The organism is Pseudomonas sp. SORGH_AS_0211 (assembly GCF_031453455.1).
GTDB lineage: Bacteria > Pseudomonadota > Gammaproteobacteria > Pseudomonadales > Pseudomonadaceae > Chryseomonas > Chryseomonas aestiva.
In genome coordinates, this window is record NZ_JAVIZV010000001.1 from 3,150,284 (window position 1) to 3,171,551 (window position 21,268).

The 21,268-nt window shown below is 65.6% G+C and carries 21 protein-coding genes, 1 other RNA gene and 1 pseudogene; 15 read left to right on the forward strand and 8 right to left on the reverse strand.

Going from position 1 to position 21,268, the window contains the following annotated elements:
• Window positions 1-26: 26 nt before the first annotated feature.
• The 5 genes from ftsL to rsmI all read right to left on the reverse strand — a co-directional run bounded on the left by ftsL (window position 27) and on the right by rsmI (window position 3,278).
• Window positions 27-320 (reverse strand): cell division protein FtsL, encoded by a 294-nt coding sequence (gene ftsL, locus QE393_RS14625; RefSeq protein WP_017640714.1) that lies wholly within the window; start codon window positions 318-320, stop codon window positions 27-29.
• Window positions 317-1,258 (reverse strand): 16S rRNA (cytosine(1402)-N(4))-methyltransferase RsmH, encoded by a 942-nt coding sequence (gene rsmH, locus QE393_RS14630; RefSeq protein WP_187980180.1) that lies wholly within the window; start codon window positions 1,256-1,258, stop codon window positions 317-319. Before rsmH ends, ftsL begins: the two co-directional genes overlap by 4 nt.
• Before the next feature lie 2 nt (window positions 1,259-1,260).
• The gene (gene mraZ, locus QE393_RS14635; protein WP_007162063.1) at window positions 1,261-1,716 is read right to left on the reverse strand and encodes a division/cell wall cluster transcriptional repressor MraZ; all 456 of its coding nucleotides are present in this window, start codon (window positions 1,714-1,716) and stop codon (window positions 1,261-1,263) included.
• Window positions 1,717-2,004: 288 nt separating this feature from the next.
• Window positions 2,005-2,360, reverse strand: an RNA gene (gene rnpB / locus QE393_RS14640) — RNase P RNA component class A.
• Window positions 2,361-2,426: 66 nt separating this feature from the next.
• Window positions 2,427-3,278, reverse strand: coding sequence for a 16S rRNA (cytidine(1402)-2'-O)-methyltransferase (gene rsmI / locus QE393_RS14645; protein WP_310044265.1), 852 nt, complete (start codon window positions 3,276-3,278; stop codon window positions 2,427-2,429).
• 123 nt (window positions 3,279-3,401) lie between these two features.
• Here rsmI and QE393_RS14650 point away from each other — a divergent pair, with 123 nt between their 5' ends.
• The 4 genes from QE393_RS14650 to QE393_RS14665 are packed head-to-tail and all read left to right on the forward strand — an operon-like array spanning window position 3,402 to window position 6,755.
• On the forward strand, window positions 3,402-5,189 hold the full coding sequence (locus QE393_RS14650; RefSeq protein ID WP_273806459.1) for a penicillin-binding protein activator: 1,788 nt from the start codon (window positions 3,402-3,404) through the stop codon (window positions 5,187-5,189).
• On the forward strand, window positions 5,186-5,560 hold the full coding sequence (locus QE393_RS14655) for a YraN family protein (protein ID WP_183632876.1): 375 nt from the start codon (window positions 5,186-5,188) through the stop codon (window positions 5,558-5,560). Before QE393_RS14650 ends, QE393_RS14655 begins: the two co-directional genes overlap by 4 nt.
• Window positions 5,561-5,592: 32 nt before the next feature.
• A complete protein-coding gene (locus tag QE393_RS14660) occupies window positions 5,593-6,186 on the forward strand; it encodes a phosphoheptose isomerase (protein WP_007162067.1) in 594 nt (197 codons plus the stop codon).
• Complete coding sequence (locus QE393_RS14665) at window positions 6,183-6,755, forward strand: BON domain-containing protein (RefSeq protein WP_208692486.1); 573 nt, start codon at window positions 6,183-6,185, stop codon at window positions 6,753-6,755. The genes QE393_RS14660 and QE393_RS14665 overlap by 4 nt, the downstream gene beginning before the upstream one ends.
• A gap of 62 nt (window positions 6,756-6,817) precedes the next feature.
• On the opposite strand, the gene QE393_RS14670 is transcribed toward QE393_RS14665, so the two are convergent.
• Window positions 6,818-7,054 carry a DUF2171 domain-containing protein gene (locus QE393_RS14670; RefSeq protein WP_133862561.1) on the reverse strand — a complete coding sequence of 79 codons (237 nt, stop codon included), beginning with the start codon at window positions 7,052-7,054 and terminating at the stop codon, window positions 6,818-6,820.
• A 148-nt stretch (window positions 7,055-7,202) separates the two neighbouring features.
• Here QE393_RS14670 and QE393_RS14675 point away from each other — a divergent pair, with 148 nt between their 5' ends.
• Window positions 7,203-7,856 carry a sulfite oxidase-like oxidoreductase gene (locus QE393_RS14675; protein ID WP_310044266.1) on the forward strand — a complete coding sequence of 218 codons (654 nt, stop codon included), beginning with the start codon at window positions 7,203-7,205 and terminating at the stop codon, window positions 7,854-7,856.
• 7 nt (window positions 7,857-7,863) lie between these two features.
• Here the strand turns inward: QE393_RS14675 and QE393_RS14680 are convergent, their stop codons facing one another.
• The gene (locus QE393_RS14680) at window positions 7,864-8,268 is read right to left on the reverse strand and encodes a hypothetical protein (protein ID WP_133862563.1); all 405 of its coding nucleotides are present in this window, start codon (window positions 8,266-8,268) and stop codon (window positions 7,864-7,866) included.
• A complete protein-coding gene (locus tag QE393_RS14685) occupies window positions 8,265-9,485 on the reverse strand; it encodes an N-acetylmuramoyl-L-alanine amidase (protein WP_310044267.1) in 1,221 nt (406 codons plus the stop codon). Before QE393_RS14685 ends, QE393_RS14680 begins: the two co-directional genes overlap by 4 nt.
• A 279-nt stretch (window positions 9,486-9,764) precedes the next feature.
• Here QE393_RS14685 and osmE point away from each other — a divergent pair, with 279 nt between their 5' ends.
• The 10 genes and pseudogenes from osmE (at window position 9,765) to QE393_RS14730 (ending at window position 21,167) form a co-directional block, all read left to right on the forward strand.
• Window positions 9,765-10,103: an osmotically-inducible lipoprotein OsmE gene (gene osmE, locus QE393_RS14690; RefSeq protein WP_273806461.1), complete on the forward strand. Its 339-nt coding sequence runs from the start codon at window positions 9,765-9,767 to the stop codon at window positions 10,101-10,103.
• Window positions 10,104-10,295: 192 nt separating this feature from the next.
• Window positions 10,296-10,817, forward strand: a complete 522-nt coding sequence (locus QE393_RS14695) for a hypothetical protein (RefSeq protein ID WP_310044270.1) — start codon at window positions 10,296-10,298, stop codon at window positions 10,815-10,817.
• A 279-nt stretch (window positions 10,818-11,096) separates the two neighbouring features.
• Entirely contained in the window at window positions 11,097-12,932 is a 1,836-nt protein-coding gene (gene ilvD, locus QE393_RS14700) for a dihydroxy-acid dehydratase (RefSeq protein WP_133862566.1), read from the forward strand.
• A gap of 473 nt (window positions 12,933-13,405) precedes the next feature.
• Entirely contained in the window at window positions 13,406-14,599 is a 1,194-nt protein-coding gene (locus QE393_RS14705; RefSeq protein WP_310044273.1) for a carbohydrate porin, read from the forward strand.
• Between the two features lie 63 nt (window positions 14,600-14,662).
• The gene (locus QE393_RS14710; RefSeq protein ID WP_007162077.1) at window positions 14,663-15,691 is read left to right on the forward strand and encodes a sugar ABC transporter substrate-binding protein; all 1,029 of its coding nucleotides are present in this window, start codon (window positions 14,663-14,665) and stop codon (window positions 15,689-15,691) included.
• 98 nt (window positions 15,692-15,789) lie between these two features.
• The gene (locus QE393_RS14715; protein ID WP_310044275.1) at window positions 15,790-16,872 is read left to right on the forward strand and encodes an ABC transporter permease; all 1,083 of its coding nucleotides are present in this window, start codon (window positions 15,790-15,792) and stop codon (window positions 16,870-16,872) included.
• Entirely contained in the window at window positions 16,872-17,639 is a 768-nt protein-coding gene (locus QE393_RS14720; RefSeq protein ID WP_042137188.1) for an ATP-binding cassette domain-containing protein, read from the forward strand. Before QE393_RS14715 ends, QE393_RS14720 begins: the two co-directional genes overlap by 1 nt.
• A gap of 235 nt (window positions 17,640-17,874) precedes the next feature.
• A pseudogene (locus QE393_RS22590) lies at window positions 17,875-18,837 on the forward strand (cache domain-containing protein); the annotation flags it as partial.
• A gap of 132 nt (window positions 18,838-18,969) precedes the next feature.
• Window positions 18,970-19,695 carry a methyl-accepting chemotaxis protein gene (locus tag QE393_RS22595; protein WP_405046303.1) on the forward strand — a complete coding sequence of 242 codons (726 nt, stop codon included), beginning with the start codon at window positions 18,970-18,972 and terminating at the stop codon, window positions 19,693-19,695.
• A gap of 113 nt (window positions 19,696-19,808) precedes the next feature.
• Window positions 19,809-21,167 carry a nucleobase:cation symporter-2 family protein gene (locus tag QE393_RS14730; RefSeq protein ID WP_273806465.1) on the forward strand — a complete coding sequence of 453 codons (1,359 nt, stop codon included), beginning with the start codon at window positions 19,809-19,811 and terminating at the stop codon, window positions 21,165-21,167.
• The last annotated feature ends 101 nt before the right edge of the window (window positions 21,168-21,268 follow it).

Consider the following 21,268-nt stretch of genomic DNA (forward strand, 5'->3'; position numbering starts at 1 on the left):
CCATGGCAGGCGCGCGATCAGGCCTTTCACGGATTGACCATCCGGATTTCGGTCGGATCGGGAATGCGCATCTGCAATTGGCCGCTGGCCAGGGCCTCGACGCGACTGTGGGCGGTCCAGGTGCTCTGCTCCAGCAGCAGCCGACCGTATTCGGCCTGGGCCTTGTCGCGGATGGCCATCTCGCCATAGAGGGTGTTGAGCAGCTGGCGATTCCAGTGGGCGCTATAGGCCACGGCTACCGCCGACAGCAGTACGCCGGCGAACAGCACCAGCATGACGCTGCTGCCCAGGGGCAGTTTCTTGACGAAGAGCCGGCTCATTTCAGCTTCTCGGCAACGCGCATCACGGCGCTGCGGGCGCGGGGATTGGCGGCCAGTTCGGCTTCGCTGGCATAGGCCGGCTTGCCCAGCAGGCGCAGCGAGGGCTCGAAGACCGTGGCGCGGATCGGCAGGTCGCGCGGCAGCTGGTCGGCCTCGCCCTTGGCCAGTCGGCGCATGAATTGTTTGACGATGCGGTCTTCCAGCGAGTGGAAGCTGATCACTACCAGCCGGCCACCCACGGCCAGTTGCTCGTAGGCCGCCTGCAGGCCCTGCTCCAGATCGCTCAGTTCGCGATTGATGTAGATGCGCAGCCCCTGGAAGGCACGGGTAGCAGGATGCTTGCCCTTTTCCCAGGCCGGATTGGCCTCGGTGAGCACCTTGGCCAGATCGCCGGTACGTTCGAAGGGCTGGACTTCACGACGCTGCACCACGGCGCGCGCCATGCGCTTGGCGAAGCGCTCTTCGCCGAATTCCTTGAATACCTGGGCGATGTCGGCCTCGGGCGCCGTGGCGATCCAGGCGGCGGCGCTCTGCCCCCGACTCGGATCCATGCGCATGTCCAGGGGACCGTCTTGCATGAAGCTGAAACCGCGCTCGGGATCGTCGAGCTGGGGCGAGGACACGCCCAGATCCAGCAGCACGCCATCGACCTGGCCGGACCAGCCACGGCTGACGAGTTCATCACCCAGTTCGGCGAAGCTGCGCTGGACGATCTCGAAACGCGGATCTTCCGCAGCCAGGGCCTGGCCGGCGGCGATCGCCTGGGGATCCTTGTCGAAGCCCAGCAGCCGCCCTTCTCCACCCAGCAGGCGCAGCACGGCCCGGCTGTGTCCGCCGCGGCCGAAGGTGCCGTCCAGATAACGGCCGGCAGGCTGGATTGCCAATGCCTGAACGGCCTCGTCCAGGAGAACGGAGACGTGGTGGAAGACTGGGTTCATGGTCACAGGATCAAATCGCGCATTTCATCCGGCATACCGCCGGGTTCCTTAATCGCCAGGAGATCCGCGTCGCACACGGCACTCCAGGCGTCCTCATCCCATAACTGGAACTTGTTGAGCTGACCGACCAGCATCACGCGCCGGTCCAGCTTGGCGTATTCACGCAGGCGCGGCGGAACCAGGAAACGGCCACTGCCGTCGAGCTCCAGATCCACCGCATTGCCGATCAGCAAGCGTTGCAGGCGGCGAGTCTCCTCACGTAGCGAGGGCAACTGCCGCAGCTTGCTTTCGATGATTTCCCATTCCGGGAGTGGATAGACGCAAAGGCAGGGGTCGACGGCGTCGATCGTCACGATGAGCTGGCCGGCACAACGTTCCAGCAGCTCGTCACGATACCGGCTCGGCATCGCGGCGCGCCCCTTGGCGTCGAGACTGATGGCGTTCGCTCCCCGGAACAATTTCGCGTCCTCTAATAGGCTGTCCTTGCCATTAAATCCCACTTCGCCCCACTTCGTACCACCGGCCGCCACTATATTGATGAGGGCCACTTTCAGTCAAGGTAAGCGAGGGGGTAGCCAGGCCGCGTGGGACGGGGATTTCGAGCAAATTGCACGAGTTCACGACCAGGACGAACGACATCGATTTCCGACAAACGGAAATGAAGTCAATTGATTGGCTCAATTGATTAAAGTGATGTCTTAAGAAGAGGTCTCAGACGCCGGGCGCAGAGGCCCAGGAGGGAGGGGTGCGAGAGCCGACCTGTAAGCCGGGTTCTGTCGAGGACAGTCATTCCTCTGGGACAACCATCGCTGATTGCCTCTAGCGACCTACCCGAATCCAGCGCGGGCCACGCCTATGGATTCCTATTTGGTCTTGCTCCAGGTGGGGTTTACCTAGCCACGAACTGTTGCCAGCCGTGCGGTGCGCTCTTACCGCACCTTTTCACCCTTACCGGCGCTTGCGCGCTTAGGCGGTTATTTTCTGTGGCACTTTCCGTAGGCTCACGCCTCCCAGGCGTTACCTGGCACCTCGCCCTATGGAGCCCGGACTTTCCTCCCTCGCAACCCTTGCGGATCACGACAGCGACTGCCCGGTCGGCTCTCGCGGCGCAAGGGTATAGAGACTGGGGGCGGATAACAAGGAAAGATGCCCACTAATTCACCCTGACTCAGCCCGGCTCGCCCTTGCGCTCCAGGGCCAGCTGATAGAGCTGGTTCTTGCGCGCGCCGGTGATCTGGGCGGCCAGGGCAGCGGCGCGCTTGATCGGCAGCTCGGCCAACAGCAGATCGAGGATGCGCAGGGTCTCGGCATCGACCTCCGCGTCCTCCGGCGCCGCCCAGCCACCCACCAGCAGCACGCACTCGCCGCGCTGCTGATCCAGATCCGCGCGAATCCAGGCCAATAGCTCGCCGGCGGGCAGGCCGCGCAGGGTCTCGAAGGTCTTGGTCAGTTCGCGACCGAGGACGATGTGCCGCTCAGGCCCGAAGGTGCTCGCCATGTCGGCCACGCAATCCTCGAGCCGATGGGGCGCCTCGTAGAAGATGAGCGTGCGCGGGTCTTCGCGCAGCGCCGCCAGGCGTGCCTGCCGGCCTACCGCCTTGGCCGGCAGGAAGCCTTCGAAGCTGAAGCGATCCGAGGGCAGACCGGCCGCCGACAGCGCCGCGACCAGGGCGCAGGCGCCGGGAATCGGCGAGACCCGGATGCCCTGGGCGCGCGCCGCGCGCACCAGGTGAAAGCCCGGATCGGAAATCAGCGGCGTGCCCGCATCGGAGATCAGGGCGACGTCTTCCCCCGCCAGCAGCCGGGTGATGAAGCGGCCACCGGCATCGCGTTCGTTGTGGTCGTGACAGGCCGCGAGCGGCGTCTCGATGCCGAAATGGCGCAGCAGGCGCGCCGAATGACGGGTGTCTTCGGCGGCGATCAGGGCCACTTCGCGCAGCACCTTGAGCGCGCGGGCGGTGATGTCGTCCAGGTTGCCGATGGGCGTGGCAACCACATAAAGAGTACCCGGCGAAATCATGATGAAACCTGACGGACTGGAAATAGCCCAACAGTGTACGCCGCTCTCGCCCTCGGCGTTCGCAGCGCTTGGGTGCTGTGAGACAATCGCCCCCTTTCCAGAATTTTGCTCAGGAACCACAGCATGAAGTTCCGCCTGCGTCCGCTGCTCTGCGCCACCGCCTTCGCCCTGCTCGCCGCTTGCAGCAGCTCGCCCGTCAACAACGCCCTCGGCGACCTGCCCCAGTCCAGCCAGGCCAGCATCGAGCAGCTGCTGAATCAGGCCGGCTCCAGTCAGTCCGAGCAGGCCAATCTGCTGCGCCTGACCGCCGCCGACAAGGCCTATGCCCAGCAGAATTCCCGCGAAGCGCGGCAGATCCTGGGCTCCATCAATGTCGAAGGCCTCAAGCCGGCACAGCAGATGTTCGCCCAGACGCTGCTGGCCCAGCTCGACCTGCTCGACAAGCAGCCGGCCCAGGCGCTCAAGCGTTTCGACCACCCGAGCTTCGCCCAACTGGGCGAACTGCCGGCCCAGCAGCAGATCCGCAGCGGCCTGACCAAGGCCGAGGCCCAGGCCGCCAACGGCCAGCCGCTTGCCGCCGCCCAGGAACGCATCTTCCTCGGCCCGCTGCTGGACGGCGATGCCGCCCATGACAACCGCGAGCGGATCTGGCAACTGGTCACCAGCCTCCCGGACGCGCAGTTGCGCCAGAGCGTGAAGGACGCCGACCTCAATGGCTGGCTGGCGCTGGCCGCCATCACCCGCGGCAACCTGGCGCTGGATCAGCAGCTCGCCGCCATCGAGGAATGGCAGAAGCAGAACCCCGGCCATCCCGCCGCGCGCAATCTGCCCGACGACCTGGAGCGCCTGAAGACCCTGGCGCGGGAACCGCTCAATCGCGTCGCCTTGCTGCTGCCCCTGCAGGGCCAGCTCGCCGGCGTCGCGCGCGCGCTGCAGGATGGTTTCATGGCCGCTCGCTACGAAGCCCTGGCCGCCGGCCAGAGTGCCCCCGCCGTGACCGTCTACGACAGTACCCAGATGGGTTCGCTGGACGCCTTCTACCGCCAGGCGCAGGCCGCCGGCATCCAGCTGGTGGTCGGCCCGCTGGAGAAGAACTTCGTCAAGCAGCTGGGCGATCGCCCGCAACTGCCGATCAATACCCTGGCGCTGAACTATGGCGACAGCCAGGGCGCCCAGCCGCCGCAACTCTTCCAGTTCGGCCTGGCCGCCGAGGACGAGGCCCGCGAGGCCGCGCGCCGTGCCTGGGCCGACGGCAAGCGCAGTGCCGGCGCCATGGTGCCCCAGGGTGACTGGGGTGCCCGCGTGCTGGCCGCCTTCCAGAACGAGTGGCAGCAGCTGGGCGGTCGCCTGGTGGCGGCCGAGCGCATCGGCCAACCGGTCGAGATCGCCAATCGCATCACCAGCCTGTTGCAGATGCGTCAGGGCATGGACTTCATCTTCCTCGCCTCGACCCCGGCCCAGGCCCGCCAGATCAAGCCGATCCTGGTCTACCAGAACGCCCGCGATCTGCCGGTGTACGCCACCTCCAACCTCAACAGCGGCGTCAACGAACCCGGCGTGAACCAGGATCTCAACGGCATCCTGTTCTGCGAGACCCCCTGGCTGCTCGACCCGAGCAATCCGCTGCGTGCCAAGATCACCGCCCAATGGCCCCAGGCCGGTACCAGCATCGGTCGGCTCTATGCCATGGGCGCCGACGCCTACCTGCTGGCGCTGCATCTGCAGCAGCTCAAGGCCCTGCCCAACTCCGAGCTGCCCGGCCTGTCCGGCAATCTGAGCGTGGCGCCCGACCAGCGCGTGGTGCGTCACCTGCCCTGGGCGGAATTCCGCAACGGCGTGGCGCAGCCGCTGCCCGCCAACAATGCACCGCTGCCCACCACCAGCGTGCCGGCTTCGCTCAGCACCCCGTGAAGCAGGCGCCGCATCTCCAGCGCGGCAGGCAAGCCGAGGATCGCGCCCTGCAGTTCCTGCAGACGCGCGGCCTCCGGCTGATCGCTCGCAACTGGCGCTGGCAGGGTGGCGAGCTCGATCTGGTCATGCTCGACGGCGATACAGTAGTATTCGTCGAGGTACGCGCCCGCAGGCACACCGCCTGGGGCGGCGCCGCGGAAAGCATAGATGCCCGCAAGCGGCAGCGACTGGTCAACAGCGCCGCCCTCTTTCTGCAATCCGAAGCGCGCTGGGCCAAGCGGCCCTGTCGTTTCGACGTGATCGCGATCGGCCCCGGGGCCGACGCATCCCCTCAGGCACTCGAATGGATCAAACAGGCCTTCGACGCCTGAGGCCCTCCACAGCACAGGTCAAAGATATCGCGATGGACACCCACGCCCGCATCCAGAAGCTCTTCCGGGACAGCATCGAAACCAAGCGTCAGGCCATGGAAGTCCTGATTCCGCATATCGATCTGGCCAGCCAGGTCATGGTTGCGGCCCTGCTCAACGAAGGCAAGATCCTCACCTGCGGCAATGGCGGTTCCGCCGGCGACGCCCAGCACTTCTCCTCGGAATTGCTGAATCGCTTCGAGCGCGAGCGGCCCAGCCTGCCGGCCCTGGCCTTGACTACCGACACCTCGACGCTGACCTCCATCGCCAACGACTACAGCTACAACGAGGTGTTCTCCAAGCAGATCCGCGCCCTGGGTCAACCGGGCGACATCCTCCTGGCCATCTCCACCAGCGGCAATTCGGCCAACGTGATCCAGGCGATCCAGGCTGCCCACGACCGCGAGATGACCGTGGTCGCCCTGACCGGCCGCGACGGCGGCGGCATGGCCTCCCTGCTGCTGCCCGAGGACGTCGAGATTCGCGTGCCTGCCAAGGTCACCGCCCGCATCCAGGAAGTGCACCTGCTGGTGATCCACTGCCTGTGCGACCAGATCGATCAGCAACTGTTTGGAAGCGAAGAATGAAGAAGGCTCCCCTGCTCGCCATCCTGGCGCTGTCCTTTGCGGTCGCCGGCTGCAGCAACGTGGTCACCGCCAGCCGCGACAAGCCCATCGACGACAACCGCGGCACCCGCACCCTGGGCAGCACCGTGGACGACGCGCTGATCGAGACCAAGGCCTCGGTCAACATCTCCAAGGCCAATGCCGATCTGGCCAGCTCGCACATCGTGGTGGTGAGCTACAACGGCGTGGTGCTGATTGCCGGCCAGACGCCGCGTGCCGATCTCAAGGCCCAGGCCGAACAGGCCGTGCGCAGCGTGCAGCGGGTCAAGACGGTGCACAACGAACTGCAGGTGACCGGCAACTCCTCGCTGCTGGCGCGCAGCAACGATTCCTGGCTGACTACCCGCATCAAGACCCAGATGTTCGCCGATGAAGACATTCCCGGTTCGCGCATCAAGGTGGTCACGGAGAACGGCATTGTCTATCTCCTGGGCCTGGTGACCCAGCAGGAAGGCGCCCATGCCGTGCAACTGATCCAGAGCGTCTCGGGCGTGCAGCGCATCGTCAAGCTGTTCGAATACATCAACTGATCCGTATTCGCCGCCCAACAAAAAGCCCCGCATCAGCGGGGCTTTTTGTTGGGCGGCGTGCCTTAGGCGGCCTGCCACTCGCTTTCGGCTTCGTCGCGGGTCTTGGACAGGCGTACCTGGCTGCCATCCACCGACTGGACCCAGCTCAGCGGGATGTAGTGATGCTTGCCATCGGCATCCTGATCGCGCTTGGTCAGCTTGATGCGATCGGCGCCTTCCATATGGTCGACGGTGCCCACGTGCTGGCCGTCCGAACCGACAACTTCCGCATGCTCTTTGATCTGGGTTGCATCTACCATGGTGGTTCTCCGGCAGGTTAAGAATTAAGAGGCTGCTCTCTGAGTGCCTGCTGGATAGGAGGCACGGGACAGCGTCTGGGTTCGACCTTTGCCGACGAATGGCCCGCCTGGCAGTCAAAAGCCCGACACCTGCGAAGAGGATCCATCGATGAGCGACGAGCCGAGCAAGCTGACCCGCTCCAAGGAGCGCTGGGCCCAGGAGGGACGCTTCCTCACCGGCCAGGGTGCACGTGCGGAAAGCGAGCGTCTGCCACCTGGCCAGCACCGCGTCAGCAACTGGCCGGTCCTGGACCTGGGCATACGCCCGGAGGTCAGCCGGGAGCGCTGGCAACTGGCGGTGACCGGCGCGGTCCGCAAGACGCTGCGCTGGAACTGGGAGACCTTCGCCGCGCGGGCGACCCGCGAGGCCGTCAGCGACATGCATTGCGTCACCACCTGGTCACGCTATGACAATCACTGGATCGGTCTGCCGATAGCTGAATTGCTCGACGAGGTGCAGCCGCGGGACGAGGCGACCCATGTGCTCCTGCACAGCCATGACGGTTACATCACCAATCTGCCGCTGGCCGATTTCGCCGCACCGGGCGCCATGCTGGTGCACAGCTGGGAAGGCCAGCCGCTGACGGCCGAGCACGGGGGGCCGGTACGGGCCCTGATCCCGCATCTCTATCTGTGGAAAAGCGCCAAGTGGCTCAGGCGCATCGACTTCCGGGTCGGCGACACGCCTGGCTTCTGGGAAATGCGCGGCTATCACGACCGCGGCGATCCCTGGCAGGAGCAGCGCTATTCCGAGGACGCCTGAAGGCGCCTCAGTGCGCCGCCGGGGCCAGTTGCAGCTCTACCGGATCGCCGGGATTGAGGCTGCGGATACGGAATTCGTCGCGGCTGAGACTGAGGATTTCCGTGGGATAGGTGATGCCTTCCTCGATCATGTTCAGACCCTTCTCGGTGCGCGTCCAGCGGCCCAGGGAGGGCTGGCTGCTCGGCGACGCCATCACCAGGGTGCCGTCGCTGAGGAAGACGTAGAGCATCCCCGGCTCGATGCTGTTGCTGGTCTTGATCTGCCAGACCTTGTTGACGAAGCCTTCCTGGGCACTGCCCTGCTTGTCGCGCCCGCCCTGACCGTAGCCGATCAGTCCGGCCACGATACAGAGCGCGCCTATCACCAGCACCACCACGCGCCAGTAACGACGCGCCTTGTCTTGCAAACTCATGTCACTCCTTGGGTGTTCTTGAGGCTGGCCAGGTAGGTGCCCAGCGGGGGACGCTCCTGGAAATAGCCATGTAGGCCGGCAAAGATCGAATCGGCCAGCTGTTTCTGGTGGCGACTGTCAAGCAGGCGTCGGCAGTCACGATCATTGGAAATGAAGCCCGTCTCGACCAGGATCGAGGGGATGTCCGGCGATTTGAGCACAGCGAAGCCCGCCTGCTCCACTCGTTTCTGGTGCAGGTTGGTGATGCTCGACAATTGCCCCAGCACCTTGTGGCCCAGGTCCAGGCTCGACGAGATGGTGGCGTTCATCGACATGTCCAGCAGCACGCCGGCGAGCATGGGATCGCGTCCCTTGAGAATCTCGTTGGCGCCGATCAGGTCGACGTTGTTCTCGCTGTCGGCCAGGAAGCGCGCCGTGGTGGAAGTCGCTCCACCCTCGGACAGGGCATAGACCGAGGCGCCGTAGGCGGTGCGTCGCGGCGCGGCATCGGCATGCACCGAGACGAACATGTCGGCGTTGTAGCTGCGTGCGACCTCGACGCGCTTGCGCAGCGGCACGAAGAAGTCGTCGTTGCGCACCAGCTTGGCCTTGAAGCCCTTCTGCAGATTGATGCGGCGCGCCAGATTCTGCGCCACGATCAGGGCGATGTCCTTTTCCCGATCGCCCCGGGCGCTCAGCGCACCCGGGTCCTTGCCGCCGTGACCGGCATCGACCACCACCATGATGTCGCGCCCCGTGGCCAGGCCCTTGCCGCGCTTGATCTCCAGTGGCGGCTCGGCGTCGGCCGGCTTGCGTGCAGCCACCACCGGCGCTCCGGCGCGCTTGAGATCGAGCACCAGACGATTGGCCGCGCCCTCGCCCGGACCGAGGATGAAGCTTTCCACCTCTACCGGATGGGCCAGTTCCAGCACCACCCGGGTGTCCTGGGCGCCATAGTGAGCGCTGCGCACGGCCCGCACCGGCGACCCCTGCAGGGCGAGGTGATTGAGCACTGCGGGGGCCTGGGTATCGGCGAGGTCGAGAATGATGCGATCCGGCGCGACCAGGGTGAAGGTCTTGTAACGCACCGGGCCGGTGAGATCGAAGACCAGGCGGAGCTTGTCGGCATCCTGCCAGGCCCGGGCACCCTTGAGTTGCTGCCGGGCGGCAAACGCCGGCAACCCGACGGGCAAGGTCATGCCAGCCAGGATCAGATTGAGCAGACGACGGCGATTCATGAGGTCCTCGCGAGAAACGAGAAACGGCTGGGAAGTTACAACATAACGCTAAAGATCGCCTGCCGCCTGGCCTCTGTCAACTGCCATTCGGACAAAATAATCCTTAGAAAACGGGGGCATAGCGTCCGTTTGCAGAATCAGCTTTAGATACAGTCACTTGCCGAGGCCAGCGTCCGGTCCGTCAAAGTGACAAACCGCGAGAAGTGCGACGGAGAGCGAATTTATCGGCGCCGCCATCGTCGAAGTGTCAGGCACTTCCGCCTTTGAAGGGATCACACCATGAACAAGAAGATTGCTGTCGCGACCGCGCTGCTGGCTGGCACCGTGCTGGCGGGCTGCTCCTCGGTGAAGAACACCGCCGACTACACCGTGGGCCGCGTCGAATTTCGCGAGCAACCGCTGGTGAAGCAGGTGGACAAGGGCATGAGTAAGGCTGACGTGCTGCGCATCGGTGGCACCCCGTCGAGCACCTATACCCGCAAGTTCCGCCCCGGCACCTGCAACAACTATGTGCTTAACAAGGACGGCAAGGAGCAGGTCTATTCGATCGGCTTCGACAGCATGAACCGCGTCGACAGCAAGGACTTCGAGACCTGCGAAAGCGCCGATCGCGCCTGAGTCGGGAACTGACCGGCCGCCCAGGCCGGGTGTCCTGAAGGACGCTGGCGGCGTCTGATGGACAGGATGGGCGAGCGGCAGCACCATGGGCCCTCGCCATCCCCGATCGCTGCGCCAACCTCCTGCACTGTGGATCGACGCAGGCGCGGCCAGCGCCGCCAGGCTCTACCCATCGTTCCAAGGAATTCAGGCATGTCCAGACGTCACCTCATACTCACAGCTGCGGTGCTTTCCCTGACTGGCTGCGGTGGCTATGACTACAGTTGCGATGCGGCCAAGACCGCCGAGCTGGTCCGTCAGCAATACGCCCAGACCATCAACGAGATCTATGCGGACGACATCGCCGCCGGCCAGCCCGCGCTGGAAGGCGGCCAGGTCTCGCTGGTCGACATCAAGACCCAGGAAGAACCCTCGGACAGCGGCGAAGCGGGTTTCTATACCTGCAACGCGACCGTCGAGGCCACCTGGCCCAAGGCCGCCCTCGAGCGCCTGGCGCCGGCCGCCGCGCAGCTGGCCAGCGTCGGCGCCATCCTCGAGAACGGCCACCTGCGCCATGCGCTGAGCTACGAGTCCTCGCTGGAAGGCAGCGACAAGCAGCGCGTCGACATCACCCTGCCCGAAGCCGTGGACCTGAGTCTCAAGACCCTGGCCGGCCAGGAGCCCATGGACGAATACCTGGAAGACGCCCCCGACGGCGAACAGGAAGCGCCCTAGGCCTTGCCTGAAAAGTGCCTGCGCCCGGCGACTTTCAGACAGGTCCTAACCCTTGGGCGCCGGCCTGCTGTGCAGTGCTGGCGCCCGGGTGTATGATCCGAATTCCCCTCCGCCAGCATCCTCCGGCGGGTTCGTGAGCCCTGGCAGCCCCTGTGGAGATCCCGCATGGCGTGGCCGCCCTCCGGCCCGGCAACCGTCACTCCGCGTTTGCACCGTGCCTCGTCTGCGCTCACGATGACCAGAACCGTGATCTAGAAAGCCGCCTCGGAGAGACGCTTCATGCCTGACTATCGCTCGAAAACCTCCACCCAGGGCCGCAACATGGCTGGCGCCCGGGCGCTCTGGCGCGCCACCGGGATGAAGGACGAAGATTTCAAGAAGCCCATCATCGCCATCGCCAACTCCTTTACCCAGTTCGTGCCGGGCCATGTCCACCTCAAGGACCTCGGCCAGCTGGTCGCCCGGGAGATCGAGAAGGCCGGCGGCGTGGCCAAGGAATTCAACACCATCGCCGTCGACGACGGCATCGCCATGGGTCACGACGGCATGCTCTATTCGCTGCCGAGTCGCGAGATCATCGCCGACGCCGTGGAATACATGGTCAATGCCCACTGCGCCGATGCCCTGGTGTGCATCTCCAACTGCGACAAGATCACCCCCGGCATGCTGATGGCCGCCCTGCGCCTGAACATCCCGGTGGTGTTCGTCTCCGGCGGCCCCATGGAAGCCGGCAAGACCAAGCTGGCCAGCCATGGCCTGGACCTGGTCGACGCCATGGTCATCGCCGCCGACAGCTCGGCCAGCGACGAGAAGGTCGCCGAATACGAACGCAGCGCCTGCCCCACCTGTGGCAGCTGCTCGGGCATGTTCACCGCCAACTCCATGAACTGCCTGGTCGAGGCCCTCGGCCTGGCCCTGCCCGGCAACGGCTCGACCCTGGCCACCCACGCCGACCGCAAGGAGCTGTTCCTGCAAGCCGGCCGCACCATCGTCGAGCTGTGCCGTCGCTACTACCAGGAAAACGACGAGTCGGCGCTGCCGCGCAACATCGCCTGCCATGCGGCATTCGAGAATGCCATGACCCTGGACATCGCCATGGGCGGCTCGACCAACACCATCCTGCACCTGCTGGCCGCCGCCCAGGAAGCCGAGGTGGACTTCGATCTGCGCGACATCGACGCCCTGTCGCGCAAGGTGCCGCAGCTGTGCAAGGTGGCGCCGAACATCCAGAAGTACCACATGGAAGACGTGCACCGCGCCGGGGGCATCTTCAGCATCCTCGGCGAACTGGCCCGCGGCGGTCTCCTGCATGCCGATCTGCCCACCGTGCACAGCCGGACCCTGGGCGAAGCCATCGAGCGGTGGGACATCACCCTGACCCAGGACGAGGCGGTGAAGACCTTCTTCCGCGCCGGTCCCGCCGGCATCCCGACCCAGGAAGCCTTCAGCCAGGCGACTCGCTACGACACCCTGGACGACGACCGCGCCGAGGGCTGCATCCGCAGCGTCGCGCATGCCTATTCCCAGGAAGGCGGCCTGGCCGTGCTCTACGGCAACATCGCCCTGGACGGCTGCGTGGTGAAGACCGCCGGCGTGGATGAATCCATCCATGTGTTCGAGGGCAATGCCAAGGTCTTCGAAAGCCAGGACGCCGCGGTGCGCGGCATCCTCGCCGACGAGGTCAAGGCCGGCGACATCGTCATCATCCGCTACGAAGGGCCCAAGGGCGGCCCGGGCATGCAGGAGATGCTCTATCCCACCAGCTACCTGAAGTCCAAGGGACTGGGCAAGCAGTGCGCCCTGCTCACCGACGGTCGCTTCTCCGGCGGCACCTCGGGCCTGTCCATCGGCCATGCCTCGCCGGAAGCCGCGGCGGGCGGTGCCATCGGCCTGGTGCGGGATGGCGACAAGGTGCTGATCGACATTCCCCAGCGCAGCATCAACCTGCTGGTGAGCGACGAAGAGCTGTCCCACCGCCGCATCGAGCAGGACAAGCTGGGTTGGAAGCCGGCACAGCCCCGTGCCCGCCGCGTGACCACCGCGCTCAAGGCCTATGCCCTGCTGGCCACCAGTGCCGACAAGGGCGGCGTGCGCGACAAGGCCCTGCTGGGCTGATTCGCAGGCTCCGGGGGACGGCATCCGCCGTCTCCCGGACGCTCCGCCCCACCCTCCCTCCAGCTTTCTCCGCTCTATTTCGCCCTTCCGCTCGCCTCCTTTCCTCTCCGCTTCGCCAGCCGCTTCTTCACCTGGAACAGCCCGCGCCACGACCCCATTCCAGAGGGGTTCCACAGTTGCTTGGCTTGCTATTTTTGCAGAAGCACAGCCTGTGATTCAGCTCACACATCGCTGGAATGGAGCCGCTAGGCCGTTGAGTGATCAAAGGCTACCCTCCGTCTGCCGCTGAATTGATTCAGCGATAGGTTTGTAGTCAGGTTGGTTTCCAATGGTCACACCTATGCTGATCTTCCGCTCGAGCACGGCGGATCAGGTGCAGGCCAGGCACTGAGTTACACAACAACAATAAACAGGGAACATAAATGAATAAGAAAAAGGCTATGCCCTTGGCCAGGGTTTCGGTCGCGTCCTTGATGAGTACCCTTCTCCTGATTCCTGCGGCGCACGCCCTGGAAACCACCGGTTACTTCCGTACCGGTCTCGGTGATTCCTCCGGTTCGGACTCCATGCGCTGCTTCAAGCTGCAGGGCGCGCAGTCCAAGTACCGCCTGGGCAACGAGTGCGAGCAGTACGGCGAACTGGCGCTGAAGCAGAATGTATTCAATCTCGACGACGGCTCGGCAATCGGCGTCTACGGCATGGGCAGCTTCTTCAACAAATACGACCGCACCCCGACCTTCAATGGTGACAACGGGGCGATCCGTGCAGTCCAGGCCTACGCCTACTGGAACAACATCGCCGCACTGAACGGCGGTAACCTCTGGGCCGGTCGGCGTTACTACAAGCGTAACGACATCCATATCTCCGACTTCTTCTACTGGAACCAGAGCGCCACCGGCGGCGGTATCGAGGACGTCAACATCGGCGGTCTCAAGTACAGCCTGGCCTTCTCGCGCAAGGACAACCAGAACCAGAAGGACTTCCAGAACCGCATCGACTTCAACGTCGCCGGCTTCAACACCAATCCCAATGGTTCGCTGGAGATCGGCGTCAGCTACCTGGACAAGCCCACCAATCAGCCCAACGCCAACAGTGGTGTAGCCGTGACGCTGCAGCACAAGCAGGCCAACTTCATGGGTTGGGGCGGCGTGAACACCTTTGCCGTGCAGCGCGGCCAGGGCCCGGGCACCGCCCTGGGCAGCACCGGCGATCCGACCCTGAGCAGCGCCGACGTCTCCTATCGCGTCGTCGACTTCTTCGACTGGCAGATCAGCCGCTACTGGGGTGGCCAGGTCGCCGCGGTCTACCAGAAGGACGAGCGTCCCAATGGCAACGACCTGCGCTGGACCTCGCTGGGCGGCCGTCTGGTGTACGGCATCAGCGACCAGTTCAAGTTCTCCACCGAACTCGGTCATGACCAGGTGCAGGCCCCGGGTGGTACCCGCAAGCTGACCAAGCTGACCCTGGCACCGACCTGGTCGCCCAAGGGTCCGGAATTCAAGTCGCGTCCCGAATTCCGCCTGTTCTACACCTATGCCGCCTGGAACCGGGCAGCCCAGCAGGCAGCCGATGAATTCGACGCCGGCTCCGCGCTGTCGAGCACCGGCAGCTTCGGCAACGATCTGCACGGCTCCAACGTCGGCTTCCAGATCGAGCAGTGGTGGTAACAGCTCCACCGCGACCGGCGCTCCGCCGGTCGCGTTCCTGTCTCCGAACCTGAGCGCACAACAATGAAAAGAACCGTCTCCCTCGCGTCCTTCGCCGGTTGCCTGTTGGCGGCTGCCCTCGCCAGCGGCACCGCCCAGGCAGCCCCCGTTTCCGCCTGCCTCATCACCAAGACCGATACCAATCCCTTCTTCGTGAAGATGAAGGAAGGCGCCACCGCCAAGGCCAAGGAGCTGGGGGTGACGCTCAAGGCCTACGCCGGCAAGATCGACGGCGACAGCGAAAGCCAGGTGGCCGCCATCGAGACCTGCATCGCCGACGGTGCCAAGGGCATCCTCATCACCGCCTCGGACACCAAGGGCATCGTGCCCAACCTGCAGAAGGCGCGCGAAGCCGGTCTGCTGGTGATCGCCCTGGATACCCCGCTGGATCCGGTGAGCGCCGCCGACATGACCTTCGCCACCGACAACCTGCTGGCCGGCAAGCTGATCGGCCAGTGGGCGCGGGAAACCCTGGGTGACAAGGCCAAGGATGCCCGGGTGGCCTTTCTCGACCTGAACGCCTCCCAGCCCTCGGTGGACGTCCTGCGCGACCAGGGCTTCATGCTCGGCTTCGGCATCGATCCCAAGGATCAGAGTCGCATCGGCGACGAGACCGATCCGCGCATCGTCGGCCACGACGTGACCAACGGCAACGAAGAAGGCGGCCGCGCCGCGATGGAGAATCTGCTGCAGAAGGATCCGACCATCAACGTGGTGCACACCATCAACGAACCGGCCGCTGCCGGCGCCTACGAGGCGCTCAAGGCCGTGGGTCGCGAGAAGGACGTGCTGATCGTCTCCATCGATGGCGGCTGCCCGGGCGTGCACAACGTCGCCGACGGCGTCATCGGCGCCACCTCCCAGCAGTACCCGCTGCAGATGGCGGCGCTGGGCATCGAGGCGATCAAGACCTTTGCCGACACCGGCAAGAAGCCGACGCCCACCGAAGGCAAGAGCTTCGTCGACACCGGCGTGAAGCTGGTGACGGACAAGCCGGTCCCCGGCATCCAGTCCATCGACAGCAAGACCGCCCTGCAGAAATGCTGGGGCTGATGGCCTCTCGTCTACGCTAGAGAAGATCGATCGCAGCGCCTGCCGCGCCGGCGCGGGCGATCGACTCTCGGCCGCTTTCCCGCTCTCAGGAGATTGCCATGAGCGATCCGACCTCGCCCTCCCCGTCCGGCCAGCCTTTCAAACAGGTGCTCAAGCACAGTGCCACGGAGGTCGCCTCCTTCGCCCGTGACGAGCGCAGCCCGCTGGTCAAATTCCGTCACTTCCTGCATTCGCGCCCCTCGGCGGTATCACTGCTGGTGCTGCTGCTGTCGCTAGCCATCTTCGGCGCCCTGCTGGGCGGCAAGTTCTTTTCCGCCTTCGCCCTCACCCTGATCCTGCAGCAGGTCGCCATCACCGGCATCGTCGGCGCGGCCCAGACCCTGGTAGTGATCACCGCCGGCATCGACCTCTCGGTAGGCGCCATCATGGTGCTGTCCTCGGTGGTCATGGGCCAGTTCACCTTCCGCTACGGCCTGCCGGTGGAGCTGTCGATCCTCTGCGGCCTGGCGGTGGGCACCCTGTGCGGCATGGCCAACGGCTGGCTGATCGCCCGCATCAAGCTGCCGCCCTTCATCGTCACCCTGGGCATGTGGCAGATCGTGCTCGCGGCCAACTTCCTCTATTCGCGCAACGAGACCATCCGCGCCCAGGAAATCGGCGCGACCGCGCCGCTGCTGCAGGTGTTCGGCGACAATTTCCGCCTGGGGGGCGCGGTCTTCACCTATGGCGTGATCGCCCTGGTGGTGCTGGTCGCCCTGCTCTGGTACGTGCTCAACCACACCGCCTGGGGTCGGCACCTCTATGCCGTGGGTGACGATCCCGAGGCCGCGGCACTGGCCGGGGTCAACGTCCGCCGCATGCTGATCACCGTGTACGGGCTGTCGGGGCTCATCTGCGCCTTCGCCGGCTGGGTGCTGATCGGCCGCATCGGCTCGGTCTCGCCCACCGCTGGCCAGTTCGCCAACATCGAGTCCATCACCGCCGTGGTGATCGGCGGCATCTCGCTGTTCGGCGGCCGCGGCTCCATCCTCGGCATGTTGTTCGGCGCCCTGATCGTCGGCGTCTTCGCCCTCGGCCTGCGGCTGCTGGGCACCGACGTGCAATGGACCTATCTGCTGATCGGCACGCTCATCATCGCGGCCGTGGCTATCGACCAATGGATCAGAAAGGCGGCCAGCTGATGACTACCGAACCCCTGCTCATGGCCCGTGGCCTGGTGAAGCGCTATGGCCGCGTCACCGCCCTCGACCACGCCGACTTCGACCTGCTGCCCGGCGAAATCCTCGCCGTGATCGGCGACAACGGCGCCGGCAAGTCCTCGCTGATCAAGGCCATCTCCGGTGCCCTGCGGCCCGATGAAGGCGAGATCCGCTTCGAGGGCCAGCCCGTGCAGTTCGCCTCGCCCATCGCGGCGCGGCGGGCCGGCATCGAGACGGTCTACCAGAACCTGGCGCTGTCGCCGGCGCTGTCCATCGCCGACAACCTCTTCCTGGGTCGCGAATTGCGCAAGCCGGGGCTGCTGGGCACCCTCTGCCGCACCCTGGACCGCAAGGAAATGGAGCGCATCGCTCGGGAAAAGCTCTCCGAACTGGGATTGATGACCATCCAGAACATCAACCAGGCGGTGGAAACCCTGTCCGGTGGCCAGCGCCAGGGCGTAGCCGTGGCCCGGGCGGCGGCCTTCGGTTCCAAGGTGATCATCCTCGACGAACCCACCGCGGCGCTGGGGGTGAAGGAGTCGCGCAAGGTGCTGGAGCTGATCCTCGATGTGCGCGCCCGCGGCATCGCCATCGTGCTGATCTCGCACAACATGCCCCATGTGTTCGAGATCGCCGATCGCATCCACATCCATCGCCTGGGCCGCCGGCTGACGGTGATCGATCCGCGCCAGCACTCGATGGCCGACGCCGTGGCGCTGATGACCGGCGCCCAGACGGTCGCCGCCTAGGCGCAGGCCAGGCCCCGGCGCTCCCAGGCCACGGCTGAGCGGGAGCCCCGGGGCCTGCCTGATCGCCCTTGATCCGGCCCCACCGCAAAAACCTGACTGGCCGCTCAAGTTATCTCCGGCAGGCACCGATAAAGTCCGACAATTAATTAATTATCGGAGTCACCCCGCCGTGCCTGCCTTGTCGTTGAAACAGAAACTCTCGTTGTCTGCCACCGCGGCCGTCCTGGTCGTGGGGGTGGGTCTTACCGCCATCAACTTCTTCAATACCCGAACGGCGCTGGAAGCCTCCACGGTCGAGCAGCTGAAAACGGTCAGCTTCGTCTTCAACGGCGGGGTTCGCCAGTGGCTGGACGGCAAGGCCGCGGCGCTGGGCGCCCTGGCCGCCGACACCCAGGAGGCGAACCTTCCGGCCGGGCTCAACCAGGTCAAGAACTCCGGCGCCTTCGACAACGTCTTCTATGCCCGGAGCGATGGCAGCCAGGTCAATGCCAATGGCGTCCAGCTGCCGCCGGACAATAACGATCCGCGCAAGTGGCTGTGGTACCAGCAGGCGCAGCAGAATCCCGGCAAGGTGTTCTTTTCCATTCCCACCGTGGCGGCGGCGACCAAGCAGAACGTGCTGTCGCTGGGCTGGGCGCTGCAGTCGGCGGGCAAGACCACGGCGATCCTTGGCGCGGACGTCAGCATCGGCGACATCCTCGACCAGCTCAAGCGCGTGCAATTACCGGGCGCTGGTAGCGCCGTGCTGGTCAACGGCCAGAACATCGTCCTGGGCCACGAGGACGCCGCCCTGCTGGCCAAGCCGATCACCGAACTCTTTCCTCAGCTCGACGCGGACACCCTCCAGCGCCTGGCCCAGGCGCCCGGCGAGCGCCATGTCGAAACCGCCGCCGGCCAGCGCCTCTATGCCGCGCCCATGAATCACAATGGCGAAACCCTGGTGATGATCGTCGACAGCGGCGTGCTCATGGCACCGCTGCAACGCCAGTTGTGGATCAGCCTCGCCATCCTGGCCGTGGTGCTGGGTGGCTCGCTGCTGCTCATCAACCTGCTGTGCAGCTATCTGCTCCGGCCCCTGGGCGTGGTCTCGAGCGGCCTGCAGGTGATCGCCGATGGCCAGGGCGATCTGACCCGCCGCATCGCCGTACAGAGCACCGATGAGGTCGGCGGTCTGGCCGGCCACTTCAATCAGTTCGTGGCCAGCCTGCACGGCCTGATCGGTGGCGTGCGCCAGCATGCCCGGAGCGTGGACGCCGAATCGCAAAAGGTCCTGCAACGCAGCGCCGCGGCCACCCAGGAGCTGGGTCGCCTGCAGCAGGAGATCACCCTGGTGGCCACGGCCGTTACGGAAATGGCTTCCGCCACCCAGGAGATCGCCCGCAATGCCGAGCAGACCGCCGAGGCCATCCGCCAGTCTTCCGACAGCACCGCCCAGGGCCTGACCCTGGTGCAGACCAGCAAGGAATCCATCAACAGCCTGGCCCGGGAAGTGGATGACGCCACCCGGGTGATCGGCGAACTGGACCACCACTCCCAGGCCATCGCCAAGGTGCTGGACAGCATCCAGAGCATCGCCGAGCAGACCAACCTGCTGGCGCTCAACGCGGCCATCGAAGCGGCCCGCGCCGGCGAGCATGGCCGGGGCTTCGCGGTGGTCGCCGACGAGGTGCGGACACTGTCGCAGCGGACCCAGGCGTCGACCCGGGAGATCAACGAGACCATCGGCACCCTGCAGCAGATGACCCGCCAGGCGGTGCAGCGCATGGACAGCAGCATGGCCATCGCCGAGCGCAGCGTCGCCGACGTGGAACGCGCCTCCAGCGCCCTGGAAGAGATCGCCCAGAGTGCCGGCGTCATCTCCGAGATGTCCCTGCAGATCGCCACGGCAGCCGAGGAGCAGACCTCGGTCACCGAGGAGATCACTCGCAACGTCATCACCATCAAGGGCCTCGGCGACACCCTGGCCAGCGGCGCCGAGGATTCGGAACGCCAGTCGCGCTCCCTGCAGCATCACGCTGCCGACCTCAATCGCGACGTGGCCCGCTTCATCCTGTAACCACGCAAACACAGCCGCCGCCTCCGGGCCGGCGGCTGCGTCCTGGCCGAAGACCCTGCGCCACGGGGCGAGCATCCGGTAAGATCGGCGCTTTTTCCGCGACGACTCCGCCCATGTCCCAGCCTTCCCGCTCCGAACTGCTCTATGGTCCCCAGGACCGACCGCGCCCGCTGATCGCCCTGCTCGCTGCCATCCAGCACCTGCTGGCGATCATCGTGCCCATCGTCACCCCCGGTCTGCTGATCTGCCAGGCCCTGGGCGTCTCGCCGCGCGATACCAACCTGATCGTGTCCATGTCGCTGGTGATCTCGGGTATCGCCACCTTCGTCCAGTGTCGTCGCTTCGGGCCCTTCGGTGCCGGCTTGCTGATCGTCCAGGGCACCAGCTTCAACTTCGTCGGCCCGCTGATCGCCGGTGGCGCCCTGATGGTGAAGAACGGCACCCCGGTGGAGGCCGTGATGGCGGCCATCTTCGGCGTGGTCATGGCCGGTTCCTTCGTCGAGATGGGGGTGTCGCGGGTGCTGCCCTTCGTCAAGCGCCTCATCACCCCGCTGGTGACCGGCATCGTGGTCCTCATGATCGGCCTGACGCTGATCAAGGTCGGCCTGATCAGCATGGGTGGCGGCTTCGCAGCACTGGGCAACGGCACCTTCGCCAACGGCGAGAACCTGCTGCTGTCGGGCACCGTGCTGGCCACCATCGTGGTGCTCAATCGCCTCCCGTTGCGCGGCCTGCGCAGCAGCGCCATCGTCGTCGCCCTGTTGCTGGGCTATGCCCTGGCAGCCTGGCTGGGTCGGCTGAATTTCACCGGCATGCACGAGGCCGCCTGGGTGCAGATCCCCATGCCGCTGCACTTCGGCCTGGGCTTTTCCTGGTCGCTGTTCGTGCCCCTGCTGGTGATCTACCTGGTGACCTCGCTGGAGGCCATCGGCGACATCACCGCCACCAGCAAGGTCTCCCGCGAACCGGTGGAGGGTCCGCTATGGATGCAGCGGATCAAGGGCGGGGTGCTGGTCAACGGCGCCAACTCGCTACTGGCCGGGCTGTTCAATACCTTTCCCAGTTCGGTGTTCGCGCAGAACAACGGGGTGATCCAGCTGACCGGCATCGCCAGTCGCCATGTCGGCCTGTGGATCGCCGCCATCCTGGTCCTGCTGGGGCTGTTCCCGGCGGTGGCCGGGGTGATCCAGGCAGTGCCCGAGCCGGTGCTCGGCGGCGCGGCCATGGTGATGTTCGGCGCGGTCGCCGCCTCGGGGATCAACATCCTCGCCAGCGTCGAGCTGGACCGACGCGCGCTGCTGATCATCGCCGTGTCCCTGGCGCTGGGGCTGGGCATTTCCCAGGTACCGGAATTTCTCGCCCATATGCCGGCCGGCTTGAGAGCGGTACTGGAATCCGGCGTCGCCACCGGCGGCCTGTGCGCGCTGCTGATGAACTGGTTCCTGCCGGAGACGCCCAGAGCCGCCGACTAGACCGGGCTTTTTCATCCGCGGGCTGAAGTTCCGCGCAGGGATGCCGATAAGCCTGGCAAGTCACCTGTGGGCTTGCCGCGATCGTCGTTTCGACCGTGGGC